The organism is Streptomyces sp. NPDC002787 (assembly GCF_053592095.1).
In genome coordinates this window covers 253,873-278,321 of sequence record NZ_JBSFVC010000012.1, presented here as the reverse complement: position 1 = coordinate 278,321, position 24,449 = coordinate 253,873, and the positions used below count along the sequence as shown (strand labels likewise).

General features: G+C 70.2%; 22 protein-coding genes. 10 read left to right on the top strand and 12 right to left on the bottom strand.

The features are described from left to right. Positions 1–107: 107 nt before the first annotated feature. Complete coding sequence (locus ACWD26_RS19115) at positions 108–779, bottom strand: response regulator (RefSeq protein WP_451271458.1); 672 nt, start codon at positions 777–779, stop codon at positions 108–110. After that, a complete protein-coding gene (locus tag ACWD26_RS19110; RefSeq protein ID WP_451271456.1) occupies positions 776–2,059 on the bottom strand; it encodes a sensor histidine kinase in 1,284 nt (427 codons plus the stop codon). The genes ACWD26_RS19115 and ACWD26_RS19110 overlap by 4 nt, the downstream gene beginning before the upstream one ends. 92 nt (positions 2,060–2,151) lie before the next feature. Here ACWD26_RS19110 and ACWD26_RS19105 point away from each other — a divergent pair, with 92 nt between their 5' ends. Continuing rightward, positions 2,152–2,727 carry a GNAT family N-acetyltransferase gene (locus ACWD26_RS19105; protein ID WP_451271454.1) on the top strand — a complete coding sequence of 192 codons (576 nt, stop codon included), beginning with the start codon at positions 2,152–2,154 and terminating at the stop codon, positions 2,725–2,727. 39 nt (positions 2,728–2,766) lie between these two features. Continuing rightward, on the top strand, positions 2,767–3,162 hold the full coding sequence (locus ACWD26_RS19100; protein ID WP_451271452.1) for a signal peptidase I: 396 nt from the start codon (positions 2,767–2,769) through the stop codon (positions 3,160–3,162). Between the two features lie 20 nt (positions 3,163–3,182). On the opposite strand, the gene ACWD26_RS19095 is transcribed toward ACWD26_RS19100, so the two are convergent. From ACWD26_RS19095 to ACWD26_RS19070, 6 genes are all read right to left on the bottom strand, one after another. Next, positions 3,183–4,940, bottom strand: a complete 1,758-nt coding sequence (locus tag ACWD26_RS19095; protein WP_451271450.1) for a type VI secretion protein — start codon at positions 4,938–4,940, stop codon at positions 3,183–3,185. A gap of 102 nt (positions 4,941–5,042) precedes the next feature. After that, the gene (locus tag ACWD26_RS19090) at positions 5,043–6,479 is read right to left on the bottom strand and encodes an ATP-binding protein (protein ID WP_451271448.1); all 1,437 of its coding nucleotides are present in this window, start codon (positions 6,477–6,479) and stop codon (positions 5,043–5,045) included. Between the two features lie 54 nt (positions 6,480–6,533). Next, positions 6,534–8,090 (bottom strand): SCO6880 family protein, encoded by a 1,557-nt coding sequence (locus tag ACWD26_RS19085; RefSeq protein ID WP_451271446.1) that lies wholly within the window; start codon positions 8,088–8,090, stop codon positions 6,534–6,536. Then, a complete protein-coding gene (locus ACWD26_RS19080) occupies positions 8,087–9,415 on the bottom strand; it encodes a hypothetical protein (RefSeq protein ID WP_451271444.1) in 1,329 nt (442 codons plus the stop codon). Before ACWD26_RS19080 ends, ACWD26_RS19085 begins: the two co-directional genes overlap by 4 nt. After that, positions 9,405–10,271, bottom strand: coding sequence for a hypothetical protein (locus ACWD26_RS19075; RefSeq protein WP_451271442.1), 867 nt, complete (start codon positions 10,269–10,271; stop codon positions 9,405–9,407). Before ACWD26_RS19075 ends, ACWD26_RS19080 begins: the two co-directional genes overlap by 11 nt. A 203-nt stretch (positions 10,272–10,474) precedes the next feature. Next, positions 10,475–10,783: a hypothetical protein gene (locus tag ACWD26_RS19070; protein WP_005476966.1), complete on the bottom strand. Its 309-nt coding sequence runs from the start codon at positions 10,781–10,783 to the stop codon at positions 10,475–10,477. A gap of 574 nt (positions 10,784–11,357) precedes the next feature. Between ACWD26_RS19070 and ACWD26_RS19065 the strand changes: the two genes are divergently transcribed. Together ACWD26_RS19065 and ACWD26_RS19060 are read left to right on the top strand one after the other, a co-directional pair. Beyond that, entirely contained in the window at positions 11,358–13,946 is a 2,589-nt protein-coding gene (locus tag ACWD26_RS19065) for a hypothetical protein (RefSeq protein WP_451271440.1), read from the top strand. Between the two features lie 13 nt (positions 13,947–13,959). Then, positions 13,960–14,844 carry an immunity 49 family protein gene (locus tag ACWD26_RS19060; protein ID WP_451271438.1) on the top strand — a complete coding sequence of 295 codons (885 nt, stop codon included), beginning with the start codon at positions 13,960–13,962 and terminating at the stop codon, positions 14,842–14,844. A gap of 70 nt (positions 14,845–14,914) precedes the next feature. Here the strand turns inward: ACWD26_RS19060 and ACWD26_RS19055 are convergent, their stop codons facing one another. Both ACWD26_RS19055 and ACWD26_RS19050 read right to left on the bottom strand, forming a co-directional pair. Beyond that, positions 14,915–16,039, bottom strand: a complete 1,125-nt coding sequence (locus ACWD26_RS19055) for a tetratricopeptide repeat protein (RefSeq protein ID WP_451271436.1) — start codon at positions 16,037–16,039, stop codon at positions 14,915–14,917. Next, complete coding sequence (locus tag ACWD26_RS19050) at positions 16,036–17,364, bottom strand: AAA family ATPase (RefSeq protein WP_451271434.1); 1,329 nt, start codon at positions 17,362–17,364, stop codon at positions 16,036–16,038. The genes ACWD26_RS19055 and ACWD26_RS19050 overlap by 4 nt, the downstream gene beginning before the upstream one ends. Positions 17,365–17,480: 116 nt before the next feature. Here ACWD26_RS19050 and ACWD26_RS19045 point away from each other — a divergent pair, with 116 nt between their 5' ends. Genes ACWD26_RS19045 through ACWD26_RS19030 form a run of 4 tightly spaced genes read left to right on the top strand, consistent with a single transcriptional unit; the run spans position 17,481 to position 19,890 of the window. Continuing rightward, a complete protein-coding gene (locus ACWD26_RS19045; protein ID WP_451271433.1) occupies positions 17,481–17,921 on the top strand; it encodes a hypothetical protein in 441 nt (146 codons plus the stop codon). 53 nt (positions 17,922–17,974) lie between these two features. Beyond that, a complete protein-coding gene (locus ACWD26_RS19040; RefSeq protein WP_451271431.1) occupies positions 17,975–18,355 on the top strand; it encodes an ArsR/SmtB family transcription factor in 381 nt (126 codons plus the stop codon). 40 nt (positions 18,356–18,395) lie between these two features. Continuing rightward, positions 18,396–19,073, top strand: coding sequence for an SRPBCC family protein (locus ACWD26_RS19035; protein ID WP_451271429.1), 678 nt, complete (start codon positions 18,396–18,398; stop codon positions 19,071–19,073). After that, positions 19,066–19,890 (top strand): S1 RNA-binding domain-containing protein, encoded by an 825-nt coding sequence (locus ACWD26_RS19030; RefSeq protein ID WP_451271427.1) that lies wholly within the window; start codon positions 19,066–19,068, stop codon positions 19,888–19,890. The genes ACWD26_RS19035 and ACWD26_RS19030 overlap by 8 nt, the downstream gene beginning before the upstream one ends. A gap of 196 nt (positions 19,891–20,086) precedes the next feature. On the opposite strand, the gene ACWD26_RS19025 is transcribed toward ACWD26_RS19030, so the two are convergent. Beyond that, entirely contained in the window at positions 20,087–20,365 is a 279-nt protein-coding gene (locus ACWD26_RS19025; protein ID WP_451271425.1) for a DUF397 domain-containing protein, read from the bottom strand. 196 nt (positions 20,366–20,561) lie between these two features. Between ACWD26_RS19025 and ACWD26_RS19020 the strand changes: the two genes are divergently transcribed. Together ACWD26_RS19020 and ACWD26_RS19015 are read left to right on the top strand one after the other, a co-directional pair. Next, positions 20,562–21,569, top strand: a complete 1,008-nt coding sequence (locus ACWD26_RS19020) for a C40 family peptidase (protein ID WP_451271423.1) — start codon at positions 20,562–20,564, stop codon at positions 21,567–21,569. Between the two features lie 235 nt (positions 21,570–21,804). Next, a complete protein-coding gene (locus tag ACWD26_RS19015) occupies positions 21,805–22,527 on the top strand; it encodes a phosphatase PAP2 family protein (protein WP_451271421.1) in 723 nt (240 codons plus the stop codon). A 208-nt stretch (positions 22,528–22,735) separates the two neighbouring features. On the opposite strand, the gene ACWD26_RS19010 is transcribed toward ACWD26_RS19015, so the two are convergent. Next, on the bottom strand, positions 22,736–24,343 hold the full coding sequence (locus ACWD26_RS19010) for an FAD-binding oxidoreductase (RefSeq protein WP_451271419.1): 1,608 nt from the start codon (positions 24,341–24,343) through the stop codon (positions 22,736–22,738). Between the last annotated feature and the right edge of the window lie 106 nt (positions 24,344–24,449).

Here is a 24,449-nt window from a genome sequence, read left to right as displayed (position 1 = left end):
GGTACTGCAGGGGGGACCCTGTGGGAGAGTAGGACACCGCCGAACAATTATTGAGAAAACCCCTGCCGGGAAACCGGCGGGGGTTTTCTGCGTTTCCGGATCGTTTTTCAGGACGGCTCGACCAGTTTCGTGTCGTACGCCAGGATCACCGCCTGGATGCGGTCCCGTGAGCCCGTCTTCGCGAGAACACGGCCCACGTGGGTCTTCACCGTCGATTCCGCGAGGTGGAGGCGAGTGGCTATCTCGCTGTTCGTCCAGCCTTTGCCGATGACCATGAGGATTTCCCGTTCGCGGTCCGTGAGCGATGCCAGACGTGGGTCCGGGAGGGCGGGTTCGGTGGGCTCTCCGGGTTTCGGCAGGTGGTGGGCGTAGGTGTCCAGGAGGCGTCGGGTGAGACTGGGGGCCACGACCGCGTCTCCGGAGGCTACGGCTCGTATGCCGGAGAGGAGTTCCTCGGGGAGGGCGTCCTTGACCAGGAAGCCCGAGGCGCCGACGCGGAGGCCGGCGTAGGCGTACTCGTCGAGGTCGAACGTGGTGAGGATGAGGACGCGGGTGCGGTCGCCCGCGGAGACGATACGGCGGGTCGCCTCAATGCCGTCGAGGCCGGGCATGCGGACGTCCATCAGGACCACGTCGGGGTGGAGCTCGGCCGTCATACGGACCGCCTCGCTGCCGCCGGGTGCCTCGCCCAGGACCGTCAGGTCGTCCTGGCTCTCCAGGAGCATGCGGAAGCCGAGGCGCTGGAGGGGCTGGTCGTCGGCGATGAGGACGGTGGTCACTGCGGGGTTTCCTCCGGGAGGTGAAGGTGTACTCGCCAGCCGCGTCGCGGGTGGGGAAGAGGGCCGGCCTCAAGTGTGCCGCCGTACAGGGCCGTTCGTTCGCGCATGCCGGGGAGGCCGCGGCCGCTGTTCGTTGGGGAGGCCGGGGCGGGGGTGCTGTCGCTGGTGTCGGTGATCGTGCAGGAGACCGCGCCGGAGTCCTCGTAGGAGATGAGGACGTGCGACGTGGCGCCTGGGCCGGCGTGTTTGAGGGTGTTGGTGAGGGCTTCCTGGATGACGCGGTAGACGGTGAGCTGGCGGCCGGGGGGAAGGACGGGGCTGCCATGGATGGTGGTGTCGACGGGGAGGCCCGCGGCGCGTACGCCGGTGATGAGCCGGTCGAGGTCGGTGAGGGTGGGCTGAGGGGTGAGGTCGGCCGGTGGGGTGGGTGCCGTCGGGTCGACGGGGTCGTCGCGGAGGACGTCCAGGAGGCGGCGTAGTTCGGAGAGGGCCTGGCGGCTGGTGGTGGCTATGGCGGTGAGGGCCTCGGTGGCGCGGTCGGGGTTCTTCGGTGCCGCGTAGCGGCCGCCGTCGGCCAGGCCGGTGATGACGGAGAGGTTGTGGCCGATGATGTCGTGCATCTCGCGGGCTATGCGCGCGCGTTCGGCGGCGGCGGCGAGGCGGAGCTGCTGGTCGCGTTCGACTTCGAGCTGGTGGGCGCGTTCGACCAGGGAGGCCAGGTACTCCTTGCGGGTGCGGACGGCGATGCCGGCGACCGCGGCGAGGGCGAGGGCCGTCGCCGCCGGGACGATGTTCTGGTCGAGGCCCTGTTCGGCGGGGTGACGGAGGCCGCCGAGCACGAAGGGGAGCAGCGTCAGGGCGTATGACCAGAGCAGGGTGCGGTGGCGGGTGCGCAGGGCTACGTGGAAGAGGGCGAGCAGGCAGAGCTGCCCGGTTTGGAGGAAGGCGCCTGTCCAGGTGTTGACGAGGGAGAACGGGAGCATCGTCAGGAGCGCTGCGAAGGGGTGGGTGCGGCGCTGGAGGAGGGGGAGGGTGATGCCCAGGGAGAGGGAGGCGATCAGCCAGCCGGGGAGTGTGGGGTTCTCGGCGACGTTCCGCCAGCCGCCGCTCGTGTAGTCGATGAGGGCGGCCGTCACGAAGAAGCCGGTGACGAGGAGGTCCCAGAGGCGAGGGCGGCGGCGGTCCAGGTCGCGCGCTCGGTGGGTGATGTGCTGGAAGTGGCGGGTGAGGGGCTGGGGGCCGGTTGGCTGCCAGTCGTGCTGGGTGCCGTCGCTTGTCACGGAGGCATCCTCGTACGTGGACGGGGGCGGGGTGTCCGACCGGGGCCGGAAATCGGATGAAGGTGTAGTACCCCGGTACTACGGTGGCCGGCATGGAGCTGCCAGCGAATGTCTCGAACCCCGCCGTCCCTGAGAAGTATCGGATCCGGTCCGTCCGTGCCGAGGAGTGGCGGGAGGCACGGGAGTTGAGGCTGGCCGCGCTGCGGGATCCGGTGGCGCATCTCGCGTTCCTCGAGACGTACGAGGCTGCCGTGGCGCGGTCGGACGCGTACTGGAGGGAGCGGACGGAGGGGGCCGCGGAGGGGGTTCTGGACCGGCGGCAGTTCGTCGCGGAGAGCGGGGCCGAGGGGTGGGTCGGGACGGTGACCGTGCTCGTGGAGGAGGCCGGGGTGCGGGACTTCTTCGGGGCGGTCGTCGAGCGGCGGCAGGCGCATCTGGTGGGAGTGTTCCTGCGCGACGGGCATCGGGGGAAGGGCGTGGGCGAGGCGCTGTTCGCGGCCGCGTTGGAGTGGGCTCGGGAGGTCGGGGTCGAGCGGGTGCGGCTGTTCGTGAACGAGGGGAACGGGAGGGCCGCGGCCTTCTACCGGCGGGTCGGCTTCGTGGGCAGCGGGGTCGTGGTCGAGGGCGCTGAGGGGCGGGAGTTGGAGTACGTGCTGGCATCGGCGTAGGCGTGGTGGCCGGGTGGGCCGGTGTTAGCGTTCGGCGGCATGGACGACAGTGTGTATGTGGGCAACGCGGGCAAGGACGCGGCGCTGGACCGTGGCTGGCTGCTCGGGCACTTCAAGCCGGACGGCGATCCTCGCCACAGCGACGAGGTGGAGATCAAGTGGGGCGTCCATCCGCGCGGTGACACGCGGGCGCAGTGGGTGCGGGGTGAGGAGCGTACGGCTCTGCAGGTGCTCATCAGCGGGCGCTTCCGTGTCGACTTTCCCGGCCGCAGTGTCGTGCTGGAACGGCAGGGTGACTACGTCGTCTGGGGGCGCGGCGTGGACCACTCCTGGGTCGCGGAGGAGGAGTCGGTGGTGCTGACCGTGCGGTGGCCGTCCGTTGCCGGGTACGCGGTGCCCCAGGGGGGCAGTGCCGGTGAGGGTGGCGGTCCCTGATCCGTGAGGGTGGACGGGCGTTAGGGCAGCGGGAGTTCGTGGTTCGGCCAGCGGGATCTGGCCTGTTCGCGGGAGCGGAGCAGGGCCAGGGTGGGGAGGCCGCGGTCGGGGCCGTCGGCGAGGAGCCCGGGGAGTTGGGGGAGCGGGGCCACGGCTGCCACGTCGTCCAGGACCAGGGTGAGTGGTGGGTCGAGGCGGCCGGAGGATGACCGTTCGGCCATGCGCCGGCCGCGCTCGACCACGCTTGAGGCGAGGGCCGTCAGAAGGGGCATGGCGGAGGGGTTCGCCTTGGGGTCCTCGATGGGGTCGCCGACCACATAGAGCGTTCCCCCCTCGTGCACGAAGGAATCCAGGGCCAGGGAGTCCGCCCTGTTCGGGGTGCAGGCTTCCCGGACGTTGACCGTGGACAGGGCGGACAGGGCGCGGGCCGTCAACTGCTGGGCGATGTCCCGGCGTTCGGGGTGCGAGGTGAGGGCCGACTCCAGTTCGCCCGCCGCGCCGGGGGCCGCCTTCGGGTGGGTACGGAGGATGCGTACCGCTTCCTGGACGTTGCCGCCCTGGGCCCAGCGGTGCAGATGGCGGATGGTGCGGGTGTCCAGGGCGGCAGCGTGGAGGTAGCTGCGCAGGAGGGTTTCCGCCGTGTCCGCCATGGCCTGGTCGATTTTGGCGGTGGGGCGGATGGGGGCGAGGAGTGCGGTCGCCCTGGCCAGCGCCGTCGGCTTGTCCTCGCAGCCGGCGAGGGGGGACCAGTGCAGGCGGGCCGGGGTGTCGCAGCGGTGCGCGGGGTCGTAGAGGAGGACCGGGCCCAGTTTCGCGCGGGCGTCCTTCGTGTCGGACCAGAGGGTGGGGTCGGAGGTGACCACCAGGGCGGGGCCTTCGGCGTCCCGGACGGCCTGGGTGGCGACGGGGCGGCGGGATTCGGCGGGGCCGAGGACGACGGTTTCCGTACCGGTCGTGGTGGTCCAGGCGGTGGTGGGGTGTGCGCCGGGCGGGGTCGCGAGCTCCGCGCCGCTCTTGGCCGCCGTGGTGAGCGGCGGGGAGACGGCGCCGTGGCGTGGCTCGGGGACCGGTGTGGAGGGCGCCGAGGCCGTGGCGGGGAAGCCGGCGGGCGGAGCGAGGCCGCCGGACGTCGAGGTGGTGGCCGTATGGCTTCCGTCGGCCGGTGGGGCAGGAGTGGTCGCGGGCCCTCCGGTGGTGCCGGCCGTCGGAGCCGCGGGGTGGACGTGGCCTTCGGTGTGCGGCTGGGCCGGGGCGGTCGGCGCCGTGGGAGCGCCGGTGGCCGGGCCCTCGTTGTGGGCGTGTCCCCCGGTGTAGCCCCCGGTGTAACCCCCGGCGTACGGAGTGGTGGGGCCGGGGTGCTCGGTCGGTGGCCCTGTCGCGGCGCTGTTCTGCCCCTGGGCCCGTGCCGCCTTCTCCCTCGCTCGTACGGCTCTCCAGCGGGCCAGCGTGCCCATGACGAAGACGGTGAGGACCAGGAGGACCATGAGCTGGCCGATGAGGAGGCCCCAGAAGAGGCCGTAACCGGAGAGCTGGCCGGCGGGGGTGTCCGGCCAGGCGGCGGGGAGGTCCTGGGGGTCGGAGATCAGGCCGCGTACGGCCAGGGGGGTGCGGGTGAAGGTGACGCCGTCGGGCCAGGCGCCGTGGGCGAAGAGGCCGGCCAGGCCGGTGGCCGACCAGACCAGCAGGGTCAGGCCCACCAGGAAGCCGAGGAGGGCGATCAGCAGCCCGTCGGGGATGCCGCCTCCGCCCCGCTCGGGGCGCCGGTCGTCCGGTCTCATCGCACGCCGCCGTTCACGCCGTATCCTCTGCCGCCGTTCACGCCGTTCCCTCGCCCTGCCCCTGCTCGTTCGTTCCGGCTCGTCCCTGGTCCCGGGTCCCGCTCAGGCCACCGTGGACTCGGAGGAGCCGTATCCGTCGACGTCGCTCAGTTGCTGTTCGACGAACGCGGCCGCCCTTTCCTCCGCCTCCAGTTCGGCGGCGCGCATGGCGTCGTCCTCGTCCAGCAGGTGGTCGGTGGACGATTCGGTCATCGCGCGGTCGGTGAAGACCAGGGGGCGTTCGGTCTCGGTGATCAGGTGTTTGACCACCTGGACGTTGCCGTTGACGTCCCAGACGGCGATACCGGGGGTGAGCGTGGGGATGATCTCCACCGCCCAGCGGGGGAGGCCGAGGACGCGGCCGGTCGCCCTCGCCTCGTCCGCCTTCTGGGCGTAGATCGTCCGTGTCGATGCCATCTTGAGGATCGCGGACGCCTCCTTCGCCGCCGCGCCGTCGACGACGTCGGACAGGTGGTGGACGACGGCGACGAAGGACAGACCGAGCCGTCGGCCGAACTTCAGCAGGCGCTGGAAGAGCTGGGCGACGAAGGGGCTGTTGATGATGTGCCAGGCCTCCTCGACCAGGAAGATGCGCTTCTTCCGGTCGGGGCGGATCCAGGTGTGCTCCAGCCACACGCCGACGATCGCCATGAGAATGGGCATGGCGATGGAGTTGCGGTCGATGTGGGACAGGTCGAAGACGATGAGGGGGGCGTCCAGGTCGATGCCGACCGTCGTCGGGCCGTCGAACATGCCCCTGAGGTCACCGTCGACCAGGCGGTCCAGGACCAGCGCCACGTCCAGGCCCCACGCCCGTACGTCGTCTATGGCGACGTTCATCGCCTCCGCCGACTCCGGCTCGGGATGGCGGAGTCGCTCGACGATGTCGGTGAGGACCGGCTGACGCTCGACGATCGTCTCGTTGACGTAGGCGTGGGCGACCTTGAGGGCGAAGCCGGAGCGTTCGTCCAGGCCGTGGCCCATCGCGACCTCGATGATCGTGCGGAGCAGCGCGAGCTGGCCCGTCGTGGTGATCGAGGGGTCGAGGGGGTTGAGGCGGATGCCCATGTCCAGGGCGGCCGTCGGGTCCAGGCGGATGGGGGTTATTCCCAGCTCCTCGGCGATGAGGTTCCATTCGCCGACGCCGTCCTCGCCCTGGGCGTCGAGGACGACGACCTGGCGGTCGCGGAAGCGCAACTGCCGCAGGACGTACGTCTTCTCCAGGGCCGACTTGCCGTTGCCGGACTCGCCGAGGACGAGCCAGTGCGGGGCGGGGAGCTGCTGGCCGTAGAGCTGGAAGGGGTCGTAGATGTAGCCCTTGCCGGAGTAGACCTCGCGGCCGATGATCACGCCCGAGTCGCCGAGGCCGGGGGCGGCGGTCGGGAGGTAGACCGCCTGGGCCTGGCCCGTGGAGGTGCGCACGGGGAGGCGGGTCGTCTCGACCTTGCCGAAGAGGAAGGACGTGAAGGCGTCCGTGAGGGCGGACATCGGGTCCCGCATCAGTGCTTCACCTCCAGGTGCGGTTGGATCGGGTGATCCCGCATCGCGGTGGCCCTACCTTCGGATTCCGGTGGCGAACGGGAGCGTGTTGACGAAGGCGCGGTGGTGCTCGCGGTCGCACCACTCCAGTTTCAGGTACGACTTGCCGGCCGATGCCCTTATCGTCCGCTTGTCGCGTGCCAGTGCCTCCGGGGAGCGGGAGGAGACGGTGATGTAGCCGACGAGGTTGACGCCGGCCGCGCCGCTGGCGAGGTCCTCGCCGCGCTGGTCGAGGCGGGAGTGGGAGGCCACGTCCCGGGGGTCGACGGTGCGGTTCATCTTGGCGGCGCGGGACGCCTCCGCCTCGTCGTTCGTCTTCTCGGTGAGCATGCGTTCGATGGCGACCTCGGTGGGTTCGAGGTCCATCGTGACGGCGACGGTGCGGATGACGTCCGGGGTGTGGACCAGGAGCGGGGCCAGGAAGTTGACGCCGACCGGGGTCATCGGCCACTCCTTCACCCAGGCCGTGGCGTGGCACCAGGGGGCGCGGGTGGAGGACTCGCGGGTCTTGGCCTGGAGGTAGTCCGGTTCCATCGCGTCCAGCTCGGCCGGCCAGGCGTTGCGCTTGGTCATGGCCTGGATGTGGTCGATGGGGTGGTCCGGGTCGTACATCGAGTGGATGAGGGAGGCGAGGCGGCCCTGGCCGAGCGGCTGCCGTACGCGGATGTCGGCCTCCTGGAGGCGCGAGCAGATGTCCGTCAGCTCGCGGGCCATGACGACGGCGAGGCCCGCGTCCTTGTCCATCTTGCGGCCCTGCGGGCGGGCCGCACGGGCCATGGCCTGCGCTTCGGCGGCCAGTTCGCGGTTGTAGTGCATACAGGCGACGAGGTACGCGCGGTGCTGCTCGCTGCTCGTGGAGACCATGGACTGCAGCTGGTCGTACGACTGCTGCAGCCAGCCCGGGGCGCGCTCGTCGCCGCGCTGGGCGACATCCTTGGCGTGGGCGTCCGGGTCGGCCGGGAGCGTGCGGGCGAGCATCTGCAGGCGGGTGACGAAGCCGTCGCCGTTGGCCACGTGCTTGAGGAGGGTGCCGAAGCGGTCGACGAGGGCTTCCTGGTCCTCGGAGTCGCGCAGGCCGACGCCCGGGCCCTCGATCTCGATGGCGGCGGTGACGGTACGGCGGTCGGCGTGCAGCAGGACGGCGATCTCGTCGGGGCCGAAGGGTGCGGCCAGCCAGGTGATGCGGCCGATGCCCGGCGGGGGTCCGACCTCGACCTCACGGCCGTCGAGGCGCGTGCCGGCCTCCATGGCGGCGGAACGGTACGCCGTGCCCTTGCGCAGGTTGCGCTTGTAACTGCGGTTGATCTCGAACCACTTGTAGAACGTCCGCCGCTTGTACGGCACGTACACCGCGGCCAGCGCCAGCAGCGGGAAGCCCGTCAGCAGGGCGATGCGCGGGACGAGCACCGGGACGAGGAGGCCGCACATCATGCCGAGGAACGCGCCCGCGATGATCAACGCGATCTCGCCGGACTCGCGGTTCCGGCCGATGATCGCGTTCGGCCGGGCGCGGCCGATCAGATATGTACGGCGGGGCGTGACCGGATGGGACAGGTGGGACTCGGTCGTCAACGCCCTTCACCTCCCGTGCGATTGCTGTTGCGGGTGTTACTGGCGTGGGGGGTGTTGGCCGGGCTCGTACGGGGCGGAGGTGCGGCGGAGGGGACAGTTCCGCCGCCTCCGTTCGGGGTGCGCGAGCTGTGGGCGGCCACGCCGCCGGATGCGGGGTTGGCCTGGCGGGGGGTGCTGCTTCCGCCGCCTCCGCCGCCGTTGTTGTCGGCCCTGCTGCTGTGGGTCTTGATGCCCTGGGCGACGAGGGTGGCGGGGGAACTGATCACGGCGGCGGCCTTGCCTTCGGCGCCGCGCATGATGCGGTTGTTGCGGGAGTTGGCGATCTCGTCGCCGAAGCCCGGGACGAAGCGGTAGATCATCGCCGAGGCGAAGATGGCGAGGAGGATGATGGCGAGGCCGGAGACGACGGCGGCGAGGGAGTCGGGGCCCTCCTCCGTGGTCAGGGCGCCGGCGAGGCCGAGCACGATGACGATGACGGGCTTGACCAGGATGATCGCGATCATGATGCCCGCCCAGCGGCGGACGTGGCCCCAGAGGTCCTTGTCGACGAGGCCGGCGTAGACGACGACGCCGAGGAGGGCGCCGACGTAGAGGAGGACGGCCCTCAGGTACAGCTCCAGGTAGAGCACTCCGGCGGCGACGATGGAGATCAGCGAGACCAGGATCAGCATGATCGGGCCGCCGCCGATGTCGTTGCCCTGCTTCAGGGCCTCGGAGAACGTGCCGAAGAAGGTGTCCGTCTGGTTGCCGGTCGTCTGGGCGATGATGTCGCTGACGCCGTCGGTGGCCGAGACGACGGTGTAGAGGATCAGCGGGGTGAAGGCTGACGCCACCACGGTGAGCCAGAGGAAGCCGACGGCCTCCGAGATCGCCGTCGTGAACGGCACGCCTCGTACTGCTCGCTTCGTCACCGCGAGCAGCCAGAGCACGAGGGTGAGGATCGCGGAGGCGCCGAACACCACGGCGTAGTGCTTCAGGAACGTCATGTTCGTGAAGTCGACGTTCGCGGTCTCGTTGACGGCCTTGGAGAGCTGGTCGACGGTCCAGGAGGCGGCGTCGGCGCAGCCTTGGGCCAGGGAGGAGAGGGGGTCGAGGGTGGTGGTGACGTCGTTGGGGAGGGTGCTGGTGTCGGGTTTTTCGTTGGCGCCGCGTTCGCAGTAGTCCTTGGCGGGGCCGACGATGAGGTCGCACCGGTCGTCGGAGGGCGAAGGCGAGGGCGACGGGGTGGGCGCCGCCGCTGCTTTGGTGGCCAGCAGAACGGCTGCGGTCTGTAGGGCGGTGAGGGCTGCGGCGACGTTGAGTACGCGGTGTGGCCTACCGGGCATAGGTGAACCCTCCGTACTCCTCGACGGCCTTGGAGATCTCGTCGGCCGTCGAGATCTTGTTGTCGCCGTTGACCGGCGCGGGGCCTTCCTTCTGCGCGAAGCTCTCGACCTTCCAGTCGCCGTCCTCCCAGCGGAGCTGGAGGGTCATGGTGAACCAGTCACTGGTGACCGGGCTGGTGGTGTCCTCTGCCGCCATGCCGAACACACCGGTGCACCACACTTCGACGGTGGCGGTGCTGTCGGAGTAACTCGTGGACTTGGTACCGACCGGCATCGTGCGGGAGACGTACGTGCTGCCGGTCGGTGCGTTGCCGTTCTCGTCCAGGCCGACGTTTGCCAGGAAGTCCTGGTCGTAGGCCTTGTTCATGCTGTCCTCCAGGTCCGCCGCCTTGTCGGCCACGAAGACCTGCTGGACGATTTCGCTCCGCCGGACCGGTTTGAGGATGTCGGCAGAGACCAGCACCACGGAGTAGTTGGCCGCCGCCGATTCGGCCCCCTGTTGGTCGTGCGCGAAGCCTGAGGGGATGCCGGCCGTCTTCGTTTCCACCGGCCGCTCCCCCGACGCCGCCGTAGGTGCCGTCTCCGCCTTGTCGCCGCTGGAGCCGCCGTCTCCGGCGGAATCGCCGCCTCCTCGGTTCGCGAAGGCGATCGCGGCGATGAGGAGGACGACCACGCCGACGACGGTGACGAGGCTTCTGGAGGAGGAGCGGGGGCGGCGGGGGGCGCCGCCGTAGGGGGAGGCGCCGCCTTCGGGGAGGCGGGTTCGGGTCTGGCCGGTGCCGGCGTAGCCCCCGTACGCTCCGTCGTCACCGGCGCGCGAGGACTCGCCGTACCCGTGCTCGTCGCCGAGACTCATGCCGCAGTCGCCCCTTCAACTTCGACGTCGTACCGAAAGGCGTAGCAGTACGACGGTAGCCGCGCTGGTTCCCGCGCGGGCGCGGTGTGGTGACTCGACATCAGGGAAACGCAACCTCAGCCGGTGGGCACGACGGACGGGTGGGGTGGAAGGGGAACCGGGCGAGGCCGGCGGCCCGGCCGGGGCGAGGGCCTGCCGCCGCGCTACACGGCCATGCCGTACACGATGGTGAAGAGCGTGCCCAGTGAGCCGATGATGAAGACGCCGGTGAGGCCGGCGATGATGAGGCCTTTGCCCTGTTCGGCGCTGAAGGTGTCGCGCAGGGCGGTCGCGCCGATGCGCTGTTTGGCCGCACCCCAGATCGCGATGCCGAGACAGAGGAGGATGGCGATCGCCATCACGACCTCGATCATCACGCGCGCCTCGTTGCCCAGGCTACCGAAAGGCCCCCAGTCCGGGGCGATTCCGCCGATGATGGTGGTGATGTCGCCCTTGTCGGCCGCAACGAACATGCAAGTCACCGCCCCTAGTGGGTAGTTCCGCTGGTTGTGCGGCGCGTGCGCCTCGGCGTTCGCTCCGCACCCTCCGCGCGGGTGCGCAGAGGTCGGGCCCATTCTCGCCGACAATGACGCTGTCGTATGTCGACTTGGCGTCATTGATTGGCGGGTTTCGTACGGATCCCTTGCCGCCGACCCGCTTGGGACCCTAACGGGGGACGCGGGACGGTGCATGAAGGGTCATATCGTCACTCTGTGTATCACGGAACGTTACACCGGGCAACGAGGGAGACCCGGAACCTGGGGTGTGGGTCCGTCGTTATTCCCCTCTTCACCGACATGTCCCGTGACACGTCCCGCTTCTGACGGGGTGTTCTTCGGGTTCGAGTGTGCCTGATGGGGACGTAAGGGTCGCGTGTGGGGGCCGGTTGCCCGGGTGGGGCGAGCTTTGGCCAGAAGTGCCTGGGATCGCGATCGCAATTTTGGTACAAATGATCGACTGGGTGTTCGTATGTGTCCATGCGTCAGGTGCGTGGGACGGGCGCCGAGTTGAGGAAACGAATCCGCGAGGGCGTCCACGGGGGTAGGCGTGAGCGAGGAGAGGCCCGTTGTCTCGGCCGAGATACCGGAGTTCACGGGGAATCTGGAGCAGCTGGAGACGGACGCCGGGGACATCGCGTTCGACGGGATGGCGGTGGGTGCCGCCGGTCTGCTGATCGACGCCAACTTCAACCTGCTGGAGCCCTTCTACAAGGCTCCCGAGGCCGACCAGCTCTTCGCGACGACCGCACCGGTCGCGGCGGCCGGCCACGACCTGCAGACCGAGTTGGGCACGGTCTCCAAGGCGCTGCTGGACTACGCGGCCGAGGTCCGGCCCCTGGTCGACAAGCTCAACTCCTTGCGTGAGGAGGCGGCGGCGTTCGAGCGGCGCGTCGCGGACGACGACGAGTGGGTCGCGGACGGCGACCTCATCGACGAGAACACGGCCCGCCGTAACGCGGTGAACGCCGCCTGGGCCGCCTTCCAGGCCGCCGAGCTGGCCTGCCACAACAAGATCGTGGCGCTGGTCGGTGGCGAGCCGCTCGTCGTCAACGACGGCTCGAACAAAGAGAACATGTACGGCTACCGCGCCGAGGACCTCAACGCCGCCGCCGGTCTGCCGTGGGGGGACGTCGTCGAGGAGGACAACCCCTGGTACTACTTCCACGAGCACGCCTGGGACTTCACCGTCGGGTTCTTCGTCGACGGCGTGTGGGGGACCGTCCGGGGGCTCGGCACGCTGGTGGGCGTCGACGGCTGGGACGCGGCCGGCCAGGCGTGGACGGGGCTGGGGAAGCTCCTGACGGGCATCGTGATCACGGCGACACCGCTCGGCGCCGCGTACTGGCTGACGCCGGCCGACAAGCTGCCCTCCTGGCTGCGTGACTCCCGGACGGCGGTGGTGGAGACCGGGAAGGCACTGATCGCCTACGACCAGTGGGGCAAGAACCCGTCGCGGGCGGCCGGGGCGGTGACCTTCAACGTCCTGACCACCGTGTTCACGGGTGGGGCGGGCGGGGCGGTGGCCGGCGCCGGCAAGGCGGGTGCCGTCGCGAAGGCGATCTCGTTCGCGGGCAGGGCGGGGCGGATCGTCGATCCGATGACGTACATCACGAAGGGCGTCGGCGCGACCGCCGTCAAGATCGGCGACGTCATGGCGAGTCTGCGGGGGATCACGAACGGTACGCATATCCGGCTGGGCGAGGGGACGTACCGGATCGCCGACGTCCCCAACATCGCGGACGAGCTTCCCGCCGGGCTCACCCCCGAGAACTCCGTCCGCTTCGAGACGCCCAAGGGCGAGGTCGTCTACCTCGACACCAAGACGTTGGTGGTGCACAACGCCGACGGCACGGTGCGGGAGTCCCTGGACGACATCAAGCACGAGAAGACGGCGGAGCAGCGGGCCGGCGAGGGCGTGGCTCGGCAGGAGGGGACGCCGGGGGCGCTGGGCGATCGCGAGCTGGTGGGGGCCGGGGCGCGGGTCGGGGATACCGCGGCGGTGGGCGGTCGCGGGGGCGACAGCCTGACCGGGAGCGGGGGACGTACGGGCGAGAACCTGCCGACGGGGCGGTCCGGCGGGGGCGGAGGGCTGGACGATCTCGGGCGTACCGGGGACGACGCGGGGCGGGCAGGCGACGACGCGAGCCGTATCGGTGACGAGGCCGTCGGGGCCGGGGACGCTGTGGACGGCGGCGCCAGGGCCGCCGACGAGGGGCAGCAGCCGCGCGAGCGTACCCCCGAAGAGGCCAAGAAGATCATCGACGAGCAGATCAGGAAGGCGAACGCTCCTGATCAGACCTGGTTCGAGAAGTTCTACCGCTCCGACGGTCACCGGAAGAGCATCAAGACGCTGGACGAGAACGGGGACGAGCTGCCGGTCCTGGCCAAGGATTCGGACGGCAGCTGGATCCCCAAGGATTCCCTGCCGTCCAAGCCGGGCGCGACGAGCAGGCTCGACCCCGGGACGTTCGACCGTAGGTCCGTCCGGCCGGACCAGGTCGGCCACCTCGACGACGCGGCCATGGACCGCAAGGTGTCCAACGACCTCACCCGTGCCGAGCGGGCGTACAGGGCTGATCCTTCTCCCGAGAATCTGGCGAAGCTCAACAGCGCGCAGGACGCGTTCGACACGCAGCTCCCGGGGCGGTCCAACAACAGCTCGATCGCCGAGGCCCTTGGTGAACAGGCGGCCATGCGGCATGTCATTCCGCAGCGGTTCCCGGACGCCCAGTGGATCGATCTGCCGAAGACGCCGAACGGTGCCAACATGTTCGATCAGCTCTATCGGCTCGATGACGGCACGCTCGTGATCGCGGAGGCGAAGGCGCCGCACGCGAAGCCGATATGGCGCAAGGGGGTGGGGCCGGGGCAGGACGGGTGGATGGTCCAGCAGGGGACGAGGCCATACATCCGCACGATCATCAACGAGATGCGGAGGAACCGGGGTCTCGTCGCGAAAGACAGCGCAGGCAACCCGGTGCTGGACAGCACGGGGAAGCCAGTGACGAACGAAGCCATCGCACTGCAGATACTCGATGCTCTGGAGAACGGCAAGCTGAAGTACGTCATGGTGAAGGCTGCGGAAAACCCTGGCACCTACGCTGGTGCGAAGCTGGAGCACTTCCAGATCGACTAAGAGGAGAGAGCCAGTGGTCACGCGCATTCCCCGCCATGGCTACCCGCCGAGCATCAATCCCGACACGGACATCGATACGGCAGCGGGAGTGGCGGCGCTTGCTGAGACCGTGGAGTGGATCCTGGAACGCATCGAGCGGTCGGAGCTCGCCCGGGGCGAGGCTCTGAGTACGGCGCTGACCCTGGCCGAGGCTCGCTGCGAGGTGGACCCGGATGCCGAGAACTTCGAAACCTGGGAGGCCTGGGTCACCGCCATGCAGATGGGCTCGGCGTGGTTCACGATGGCTACCGCGCCCGAGGGCGGCACGGTGACCTGCCGGATAAAGGAGAAGGAGCGGAACCTTCCGCCCACTGGGCCTCAGCCCCACGTGAACGCCAGCAGCTGGGTCACAGCCTTCTACCTCGCGCTGATCTGCCGTGAGAACGACCGGCTGAGTGAGCTGGCGCGGGTTCCGATCTCATTGCTGCGTGAGTCGGGGGCGACGTTCGACGAGTACGTCTACTCCTGGGTGGAGACCCTGCAGCGCTTCTGGCTCGGCCAGGACGGCGTGGGGGACCATCTGGTCGCCGCCGTCGACGGCACCGGTCCGGACTCGGCGCGGTGGGCGGACCAGGACTACATGTCCTCGATTCTGTCTCCGCCGATCATCCTCTTCTACCGCTACCTGCGTGAGGACCACGAGAAGTTCAACGAGGCGCTGGTCGACGCGCTCCGCTGGCACAAGGAGTACTGGACCGCGGACGACGACCGGGCCATCAACAGTGACGGCCTCGTCGCCTTCGGCCCGTTGGCGATCGCCTGCCTCGCTCACGACAAAGGCTTCCCCATCGAGGTCGAGTCGGAGTACCTGCCGAAGGCTCTGCTGACGTTCGCGTGGCGGGGTGAGATCGACACCTGAGCCGGTTGGCAGGGGCTGACGGCCACTTTCCCGTGACGTGACGTCCCGTCGGCCCCGCCCCCGTCGCTTCTCAGCCGCGCTTCTTCCGGTCGAAGAGAATCGTGGCGGCGGTGGGCAGCAGGCCGGCCCAGAAGATGATCTGGGGGACCGTCCGGTCCGACCAGGGGACCTGGGCGATCAGCAGGGCGCAGAACATCGCCCAGGTGGCCTGGGCCAGGACGATGCGGGGCCAGCGGCGGCGGTGGATCAGGGAGCGGAGGTTGATCCGGATCCCGGCCCGCAGGCGGCGGTAGCGCAGCAGGGCGCCCAGGGCCCAGATCACGGCCATGGGGACGAGGGTCCACAGGCGTTGGCCGAGGGACACCGGCAGCTCCCGCTGGGTCTCGCCCTCCACCGCGAAGAGGTCGAGCATGGTGCCGGCGAGGGCCAGGCAGAGCAGGGCGAGCCAGCGCACGCCGCGCAGGAGGCGGTAGGAGGCGTCGTCGAGCTTGTTGCGCAGCGACGCCGACTCCGGGGCGGCGCTCAGTGCGTCCGCGTACACGGTCGCCGCCTGCGTCGCCTTGACGCCCGGGGCGGTCGCCGCCTTCTCGGCCCGACGGGCCAGGGCGTACTGGTGCTGGGGATCGAGGCGGAGGATCGCCTCGTCCATCTGGTCCGCGACGGTCCTGTTGCCCGACAGGTAGGCGATCTTCCAGGCCACCTCGTGGGCGTAGACCTCTTCGGGGCCCAGGCGTAGCGCCGTCATGGCCAGTTCCTCGGCGGCCCGGCCTGCGGCGTCCACATCATGCGCGCGGAGCGTACCGCCCTTGGCCCGGCCCACGCGGAGTACTTCGCCGGTGAAGACGGTGTCGGCGAGCTTGGCGTAGCCGTACCAGTGGTGCGGGTCGAGGCGGACGACCTCGCGCAGCACCTCCTCCGCCTCCGACAGCCGTCCGCCCGCGGCCCACAGGGCGTGTGCGCGCATGATGAGCGCGCCCGTGTCCTCGGGGCCGAGGGCGAGCGCCCGCTCGGTCGCGTCGAACGCCCCCTCCACGTCCTTGGGCTCCACCAGATGGCACTGGGCGAGCTTGACCCAGGCGCGGATGTCCTCGGGGTCCTCGGCGAGCCGTCGTCGTACCAGGGCCTCGGCCTCGTCGCGCCGGTCGATGGCGAGGAGGGCGTTGGCCCGCTCCACGGCGGGGTGCAGGGTGGTCACAGCTTCCGCTTCTTCTTCAGGTAGGCGATCAGGTCGTCGTAGGTGCCGCCCTCGTTGGCGAACATCGCCACGTTCCGGGCCGAGGCGAACCAGGGGTCGGTGGAGGGCGCGATGTCCTTCGCCGCGGCGAGCAGGTCCTTCATGCCGATCAGCCGTACGGTGCCGGTGCGGGCCGAGTCGAGGAGCGCGCGCTCGGCCGCCGCTTCGCACAGGTGGGCGAGGTCGGCACCGGACAGGCCGTCGGTGGCCTTGGCCAGCTTGCCCAGGTCGACGTTGACGATGGGCCGGTCGCGGAGGTGGTAGCGGATGATCGCCTCGCGTGCCGGGGCGTCGGGCGGCAGCACCAGGAGGGTGCGGTCCAGGCGGCCGGGGCGGCGCAGGGCGATGTCCACGTCCCAGGGCACGTTGGTGGCGGCCAGCACGAACACGCCTTCGTTCGCTCCGGCGTCGATGCCGTCCAGCTCGGTGAGCAGCTGGTTGACGGTGTTGCGCATGCCGTTGTGGAGACTGCGGCTGCGCTTGGCGCCCAGGGCGTCCAGTTCGTCGAGGAAGACCACGCAGGGGGCCTGGCGGCGGGCGGTCTCGAAGACCTGGTGCATGTTGCGTTCGGAGTTCCCGATCCACATGTCGAGGACGTCGTTGACGGACACGGACAGGAAACTGGCGCCCAGTTCGCCCGCGACGGCCCGTGCGATGAACGTCTTGCCACAGCCGGGCGGGCCGTACAGCAGCAGACCGCCGCGCAGGCTCTTGCCGTACAGGCGACGCAGTTCGGGGTTGCGCAGGGGTGCGAGGAAGGCGGCCTCCAGCCGGTCCTTGACCTCCCGCATGCCCCCGACGTCGGCCAGCCGTACGGCTCCGGCCGCGTCGCCGTTCCTGTTCCCGTCTCCGGGCCGCTCCACGTCCCAGGCCGGCGCGTCACCCGGGTCGTCCCGGCCGTCAGCCGTGAGCGGTGCCTCCACGAATCTGGGCGGCACGACGTCCCCGACCTGCTCCTCGGCGGCCTGCCAGTCGAAACCGGTCCGCGGTTCCTCGGGTGCCTGGGCGGCGTCGGCATCCTGGCCGGAGGTCCGTGCCTCGGCCGCCGGTCCCGGATCGGCCGCAGCGGTGGGATGCCGTGTGACCCCCATGGCGCGAATCATGAGCTCCCGCGCCTGCGCGTCGCCGGGCGCGTGCTGCAGCGCGACGGCCACCTCGGCGACGGCCGGGTCGGGCCGGCCGGCCTCCAGGAGGAGTTCGGCCAGGTGCAGCCGCAGCGGTACGTCGGCCGGCGCCGCGTCAACCGCCCTGCGCAGGCTCCGTATCAGGGGTGAGTCGTCCGACATGGGCTACACCCTACGGATCTGCGTCACGGCGAGCGCGGGGGATGGCCCTGGACGTTGGGGCCCGGCGCGACCGGCTCGCGCCCTTCGGCCCGGACGGGCCCGTGCAGGATGTGCGCATGGCCGACGTCTACGAACTCCAACTCGCGCTCGGGCTCCCGGAGTCCCTTCCGCCCGCCGATTTCGCCCTGCTGCGTTGGCACTTGGGTCAGGTGAAGGGAGAGGAGCCGGGGCAGGGAGAGTATCCGCTGATGGCCGAGCGGGGGCCGGCCTGGCGCATCGGAGGTGTACTCGTCGGCGAGTTGGACCGGGACGAGCGGGGTTGGGCGCTGACGGTTCGGCAGGAGGTGCATCCGGACGATTTCTCCGCCCTGCGGTGGCTGGTGCGGTGGCTCGGCGAACGGACCAGCACCGTCGGTGTCATCGGTTACCTTCGCTTCTACGAGGCTCTGGTCCCCGATGTGCTCGTCGCACGGGACGCCACTGTGCGCCGAGTGACCCCGTGCGCCGAGCGGGAGCTTCCCGAGGACGAGGTGATCCCGCAGCCGTGGGGCGAGTAGCCCCATTGTTTCAGCAGTCGCTTATATAAGTACGTGGTGATAGGTTGGGTGCCATGCACGCGTTCGATGTGCTCGGGGATCCCGTGCGGCGGCGGATTCTCGAGTTGCTCGTCGACGGGGAGATGACCGCCGGGGAGGTCTCGGAGGTCATCCGGGGTGAGTTCGGGATATCGCAGCCGGGGGTCTCGCAGCATCTGAAGGTGCTGCGGGAGAACGGCTTCGCGACGGTACGGCCCGAGGGGGCCCGGCGGCTGTACGCGGTGAACTCGGAGCCGTTGCGGGACATCGACGCCTGGCTGGACCGCTTCCGCCGTTTCTGGGCCCCGCGCCTGGACGCCCTGGGTACGGAGTTGGCCCGGGGCAAGCGGGAGCGGAGGCTTCGCGAGGCCGGGGAGGAACGGCCTCGTGGGGCCGGGGACGAGCGGCAACCCTGACGACATCCGTGGTGACACCCCTAGCGACAGGAGCAGCACCGTGATCGACGTGGACCATCAGATCAATGCCGTACGGCGGCGGGTCGGGACCCGGGAGTTCAAGGCGGGGGAGGCGCGGGTGGTGACCGTGAGTCAGGCGTACGACTCCACGGTCGAGGACGTCTGGGACGCCTGTACGAACCCGGAGCGGATTCCGCGCTGGTTCCTGCCGGTCTCCGGGGAGCTTCGGCTCGGTGGGCGGTATCAGCTGGAGGGCAACGCCGGCGGGACGGTCGAGCGGTGTGATCCGCCCAAGGGCTTCACCGCGACCTGGGAGTACGGGGGCGAGGTGAGCTGGATCGAGGTGCGGATCACCGCCGAGGGCGAGGGGCGCACGCGGTTCGAGCTCGACCACATCGCGCATGTCGACGACGAACGATGGGCCGAGTTCGGGCCCGGCGCGGTCGGGATCGGGTGGGACTCGGGGCTCATCGGGCTCACCCTCCACCTCACCACCGGCGCCGCCGTCGATACCCAGGAGGGCATGGCCTGGATGGGGACGGCGGAGGGGAAGCGGTTCGTGACGCTCAGCGGGGAAGCGTGGTACGAGGCCGCCGTCGCGGACGGGGACGAGCCGGGGGCCGCGCGGGCGGCCGCCGATCGGACGATCGCGGCGTACACCGGGGCGGAAACCGGGGCCGACGCGGCGGCGGAACCGGGAACCGAAAAGGGTGAGTGAGCAGGACGCCGCCGCGCTGGCTTTCCTGGCGGGGATACGTGTCGGTGACGTCTGCGGCGGGGTCGTCGCGGAGGTGACGCGCTCGCGCGGGGCGACGGTGGTGCTGGACGGGTTTCCCGCACGTCCGCTGGGGGCGATCACGTCGTTGGACATGCCGTGGGGGCGCCGGGCGGCCGAGGCCGTGGAGGCCGGGCGGCGGGTCACCGCCGAGGTGACGGCCGTCGAGCCGCACGAGGGGCGGGTCTGCCTGTCACTGGCCGCCACCGAGCAACCGGAACTCTGGGCGTTCCTGAAGGGGCTCCGGCTCGGTGAGGTGCTTTCGGGGACGGTCGCGTCGATCGAGAGCTTCGGGGTGTTCGTGGCGCTGGACGACGGGCCGGGGCATCCGGTCTTTCCGGGCGTCGGGTTCATCACCGTTCCCGAGCTGTCCTGGCGGCACATCGAGGCGGTCTCGGACGTCGTGCGCGTCGGGCAGCGGGTCGCCTGCGAGTTCCTGCAGTTCGACACGTGGAACGGGGAGGCCCGGCTGTCGTTGCGGGCGATGGAGCCGGACCCCTTTCAGGAGTTCGCCGACCGGGTCGACGTGGGGCTGCGTCTGCGCGGGCGGGTCACGAAGGTGATTCCCTTCGGGGTCTTCGTCGAAGTGGCCGACGGGATCGAGGGGCTCGTCCACCTGAGCGAGCTCACGGCCGAGCCCGTGGAGACGCCGGACGGGGTCGTCCGAGTGGGGGAGGAGATCACGGTCGTGGTGACCGAGGTCGACCGGGTGCGGCGGAGGCTGGCACTGTCCCGCGTACGGGCCTTGCGTGCGCCCTAGGTGTTCTGTCCACGGAGGTTGGTGACCACCTCCGCCTTCTGGAGCACCGCCCTCGGCCACACGCCCCGCCCCGGCCGCGGTGGAGCGCCTGTTGGGGACAGGGGCCCCGGGTGGAATGGGAGTATCCCGAGGGCGCGGCTTCGTCGTCCCTGCGGGCCCGGAACACCGCCGGGCACCACCCGTCCGGGACGGTTCCCTAGGCCTCCGGCTGCCTCGCCGTGGGCTCGAAGTCCTCCACGTCCTCCACGAAGTGGTCGAACTCCCCGGCCTGTACGCCCAGTACGAAGGCGTCCCACTTCCGGCGGTTCGTCGTCACGACGTTGTCCGGGGCGCTTGTCTCGCGGATGTAGACGGGGGCCTCGGGGTCGTCCTCGCCGTCGCCCGCTCCGAAGGCGAGTTCGATCCAGGGGCCGGGGCCCGTCGCGTCCTCCGGGGCGGCTCGGATCCAGTCGAGGTCCGGGGGGATGTCGGACACGGGGTGCCTCCTCCTCTGGTTCTGTCTGATGCCGAGCGGTCGGGCGGTCCGTGTCGAGGTCGGGACCGGCGCCTCGCGCGTCCTCGGCCACCGTAATCCCCAGGGGGGTTGACCGTGGGGGTGTCGGTGATCATTCCTATGGGAGAGGGGCGGCTCTACACTTGCCGTCGGCGGACTGGCGTGCGGTGAGGGGCGGTTGACGGTGCGTAAGGCGTGGATCGTGGTGATCGCTGCCGGCAGCGCCGGGCTCGCCTTTGTGATGGTGCTGGTCGTGGGCGTGTACCTGGTCGCCGGGAATCTCGCGGGCGGGATCGGCGGGAAGTCGGTCGGGCTGGCCAAGGGAGCCGTACCCGCCGCTTATCAGGCGCTCGTGCAGAAATGGGGCAATCTCTGCGACGCCATCAACCCGGCGTTGCTGGCCGCGCAGCTGTATCAGGAGAGCGGGTTCAATCCGAAGGCGCAGAGCCATGCCGCCGCGCAGGGGATAGCGCAATTCATTCCGGGGACGTGGGCCACGCACGGGCTCGACGGGGACGGCGACGGCGACCGTGACGTCTGGGACCCGAATGACGCGATTCCATCGGCCGCCTCGTACGACTGCTCGCTCGCGAAGTACGTGAAGGACGTACCCGGCGATCCGACGGCGAACATGCTCGCTTCCTACAACGCGGGGGCGTACGCCGTCATCAAGTACGGCGGTGTCCCGCCGTACAAGGAGACCCAGAACTATGTGAAGACGATCAAGACGCTGTCGGAGAGTTTCGCCGCGCCGACGGCCCGGGTCGATCCGAGCGAGCAGGCCGCCGGGGCCATCGCGTACGCGCAGAAGAAGCTCGGGACGCTGTATCTGTGGGGCGGTACCGGTACCGCTGAGCAGGGCGGACGCTTCGACTGCTCAGGGCTGACGCAGGCGGCGTACGAGAGCGTGGGGATCACGTTGCCGCGTGTCGCGAACGATCAGTACAACGCCGGGCCGCACCCCTCGCGGGACGAGCTGCTGCCGGGGGACCTGGTGTTCTTCTCCGACGACCTCACCAACTCCCGCGCCATACGGCACGTCGGGATTTATGTGGGAGGCGGATACATGATCGACGCTCCGCGCACGGGTGCCGTCATCCGTTTCGACCCGATTGACACCCCCGACTACTTCGGGGCGACCCGGGTCACCGAAGATGGCGCGAAAGCGTTGCCCACGACCGTCTGAGGGCTCGCTAATTCTCCGTGAACCCCTGCCCTGAGCTGCGGAGATGTGTCTCTCTTCGATAACGTCTGGGTGATCATTCAGTGGAGGGTGGAACGCATTGAAGAAGAGTGTGCGTTCCTATTTGACGTAGCGCGTTGACGCTTACGCGGAAGCACTACGTACACCACGGGGGTGGCAGAGCGCGGCGCACGTACGGGTGCGGTCGCGGGAACGATGACGAAAGGGCCGCAGCACGATGGCTGGACTCGCCGCGCATGCCGCAATCGCCGCTGAATCCGGATCCAACCCCGACGTCGAGCTGCTCTACGACATCAATGGTCTGGCCAAGGACGCGCCGTCCTGGCTCGACCGGGTGATGGAGTTCGTCGGTGAGTACGGGCTGCTCTTCGTGATGGTGCTGCTGATCCTGTGGTGCTGGCTGGGGGTGCGCAAGCGGGGCGGGGAGGATGCCGCGTCGTCCGTGGCCGCGCTGGTGTGGGCGCCGTTGGCCGCCGGGATCGCGGTGCTGATCAATGTGCCGATACGTGGGTTCGTCGAGCGGCCCCGGCCCTTTCTCGATCATGAGGGGCTGGAGGTGCTGGTCTCCGGCAAGACCGACTACTCGTTCGTGAGTGACCACGCGACTCTGATCATGGCGATGGGGGTCGGGCTGTTCGTCGCCAGTCGGAAGTTCGGGGTGGTGGGGCTGGTCGTCGCGCTGCTCGGGGGGTTCATCCGGGTGTACATGGGCGTGCACTACCCGACGGATGTGATCGGTGGGTTCGCGTTGGGGACCGCTGTGGCGTTGCTGCTGTCGCCGCTGGCGATGGCTCTGCTCACGCCGCTGATGAAGGCGGTTGAGCGGTCGCCTCGGGTGGGGTGGGTTGTGCGGGCTCGGGGGCGGGATGGGGGGCGTGCGGTGATTCCGGGGGCGCGGGTCGAGTCGGCGTCCGCGGAGGAGCGGGATCTGGCGGCCTGAGGGTTCGCCCGGGGAGTTCGCCCCCGCCGCCCCTACCCGTCCCGTCCTCCAGGGGCTGTGCCCCTTCGACCCCCTTGGGCGCCTAGTAGCACGGGGGGTTCGGTTGTTCGGCGGGTGCGGGTTCGTGGGGGTTGTTCGCGCAGTTCCCCGCGCCCCTGAAGGGGCCTGCGGCCCTCTTCAGAGAGCCCGCTACAGCTTCAGCCACCGCCTACAGCGCCTGTGGGAACGTGAAGAACCTCTTCGGGTCGTACTTCTTCTTCAGGGTCGTCAGGCGTGGGGCCGCGTCGCCGTAGTACGCCTTCTTCCAGTTGGTGAGGGTGGGGTCGGCGTAGTTCTGGTAGGCGGCGCCTGAGGCGTGGCGGGTCATGGACTTGTGGGCCGTGTTCAGCCAGGACTGGGCCGCCGTGCCGGAGGTGCCGGACTTCCAGGAGGCCAGGTACTGGGCGAGCATGCGGGAGCGGCGGTGGACGAAGGCCGTCGCGGTGGGGGAGACGCGGTTCACCCGGCCGCCCAGGGCCGTGAGCTGGATGGAGCCGGCTCCGCCCTTGACGCCCGTGATCTGGGTCAGCAGGGTCTGGATGCCCGCCGAGGAGATCGACCGGTCGAAGAAGTCCGAGCGCGCGGCGTACGTCTCGCGGCCCAGCGCGCCCTCCGGGGAGCGCCCCGGGGTCGAGCCGGGCAGGTGGCACTTGGCGTCGGTCGAGAAGGAGGAGCAGCCGGCGTAGCCCTCCATGGCGTCCACGTACAAGCGGCGCTTGAGGGAGACGCTGCGGGCCGGGGTGCCGACGCGGTCGGCCAGGCGGTCGAGGGCGTTCTCGAGGTCGCCGTACGTGCCGAGGGAGAAGGCGGCGACGGAGACGGAGGGGGTGCCTCCGTTCTGTATGTGGCAGGACGACCAGATCTCGTCGGGCTGGTTCGGGCCCCACTCCTGCCAGGCCTTCAGTACGGCGGCGGCCCTGGACCACGGCCAGGTGAGGTACGCGGTGACGCCCGGGGCGGCCGGGTGGGTCGCGAAGCGGAGTTCGGTGACCACGCCGAAGTTGCCGTTGCCGGCGCCTCGTAGGGCCCAGAAAAGGTCCTTGTTGGTGGTGGCGTTCGCGATCAGCTGTTTGCCGTCCGCCGTGATCAGGGTGGCCTGGGTGAGACTGTCGCAGGTCAGGCCGTAGGCGCGGGACGTGACGCCGTGGCCGCCGCCCAGGGTCAGGCCGGAGACGCCCACGGTCGGGCAGGAGCCGGCGGGGATGGTCACGCCCTTCGCGGCCAGGGACCGGTAGACGTCGATGAGCTTCGCGCCGGCGCCGATCACCGCCTCGCCGCCGGAGGCTCGGACCTTGTTCAGCTTCGAGACGTCGATGACGAGGCGGCCGTTGCCGGAGGACCAGCCCGCGTAGGAGTGGCCGCCGTTGCGGATCGAGACCTTGATGTCGTGGGCCCTGGCATAGGCGAGCGTCGTGCGGATGTCGTCGGGGTGGGCCACGTAGGCGACCGCGGTGGGCTTGAGGGTGTCGAAGCGGGTGTTGTAGAGCCGGCGGGCCGTGGACCAGGCCTTGTCGCCGGGCCGGATGAGGGGTCCGTCGAGGTCTCGGGCGAGGGCGGACCAGTTGCCGGCGGTGGCTTTGGAGGCGCCACCGGCACCGGCACCGCCACCGCCACCGGCACCGCCACCGCCACCGCCACCCGTGCCCGTACCGGTCGCCGTGGTGCGGAGGGAGGTGTCGGTGGCGCTGGTGGGATCGGGGCCGGTGCCCTTGCAGGCGGTGGCCGTCAGGGTGGCCAGGGCGGCCGCGCCGCCGCCGATGAAGGTACGCCGTTCCATAGGTGCCTCCTGGGGGCGCGGCTACTGGGGTCGTGGAACGAGACGGGGCTGGGGAGGGGCGGGTTCCGTTTGGGCGCGCTTTTCGGGGGTGGCCGCCCCCAGGTCC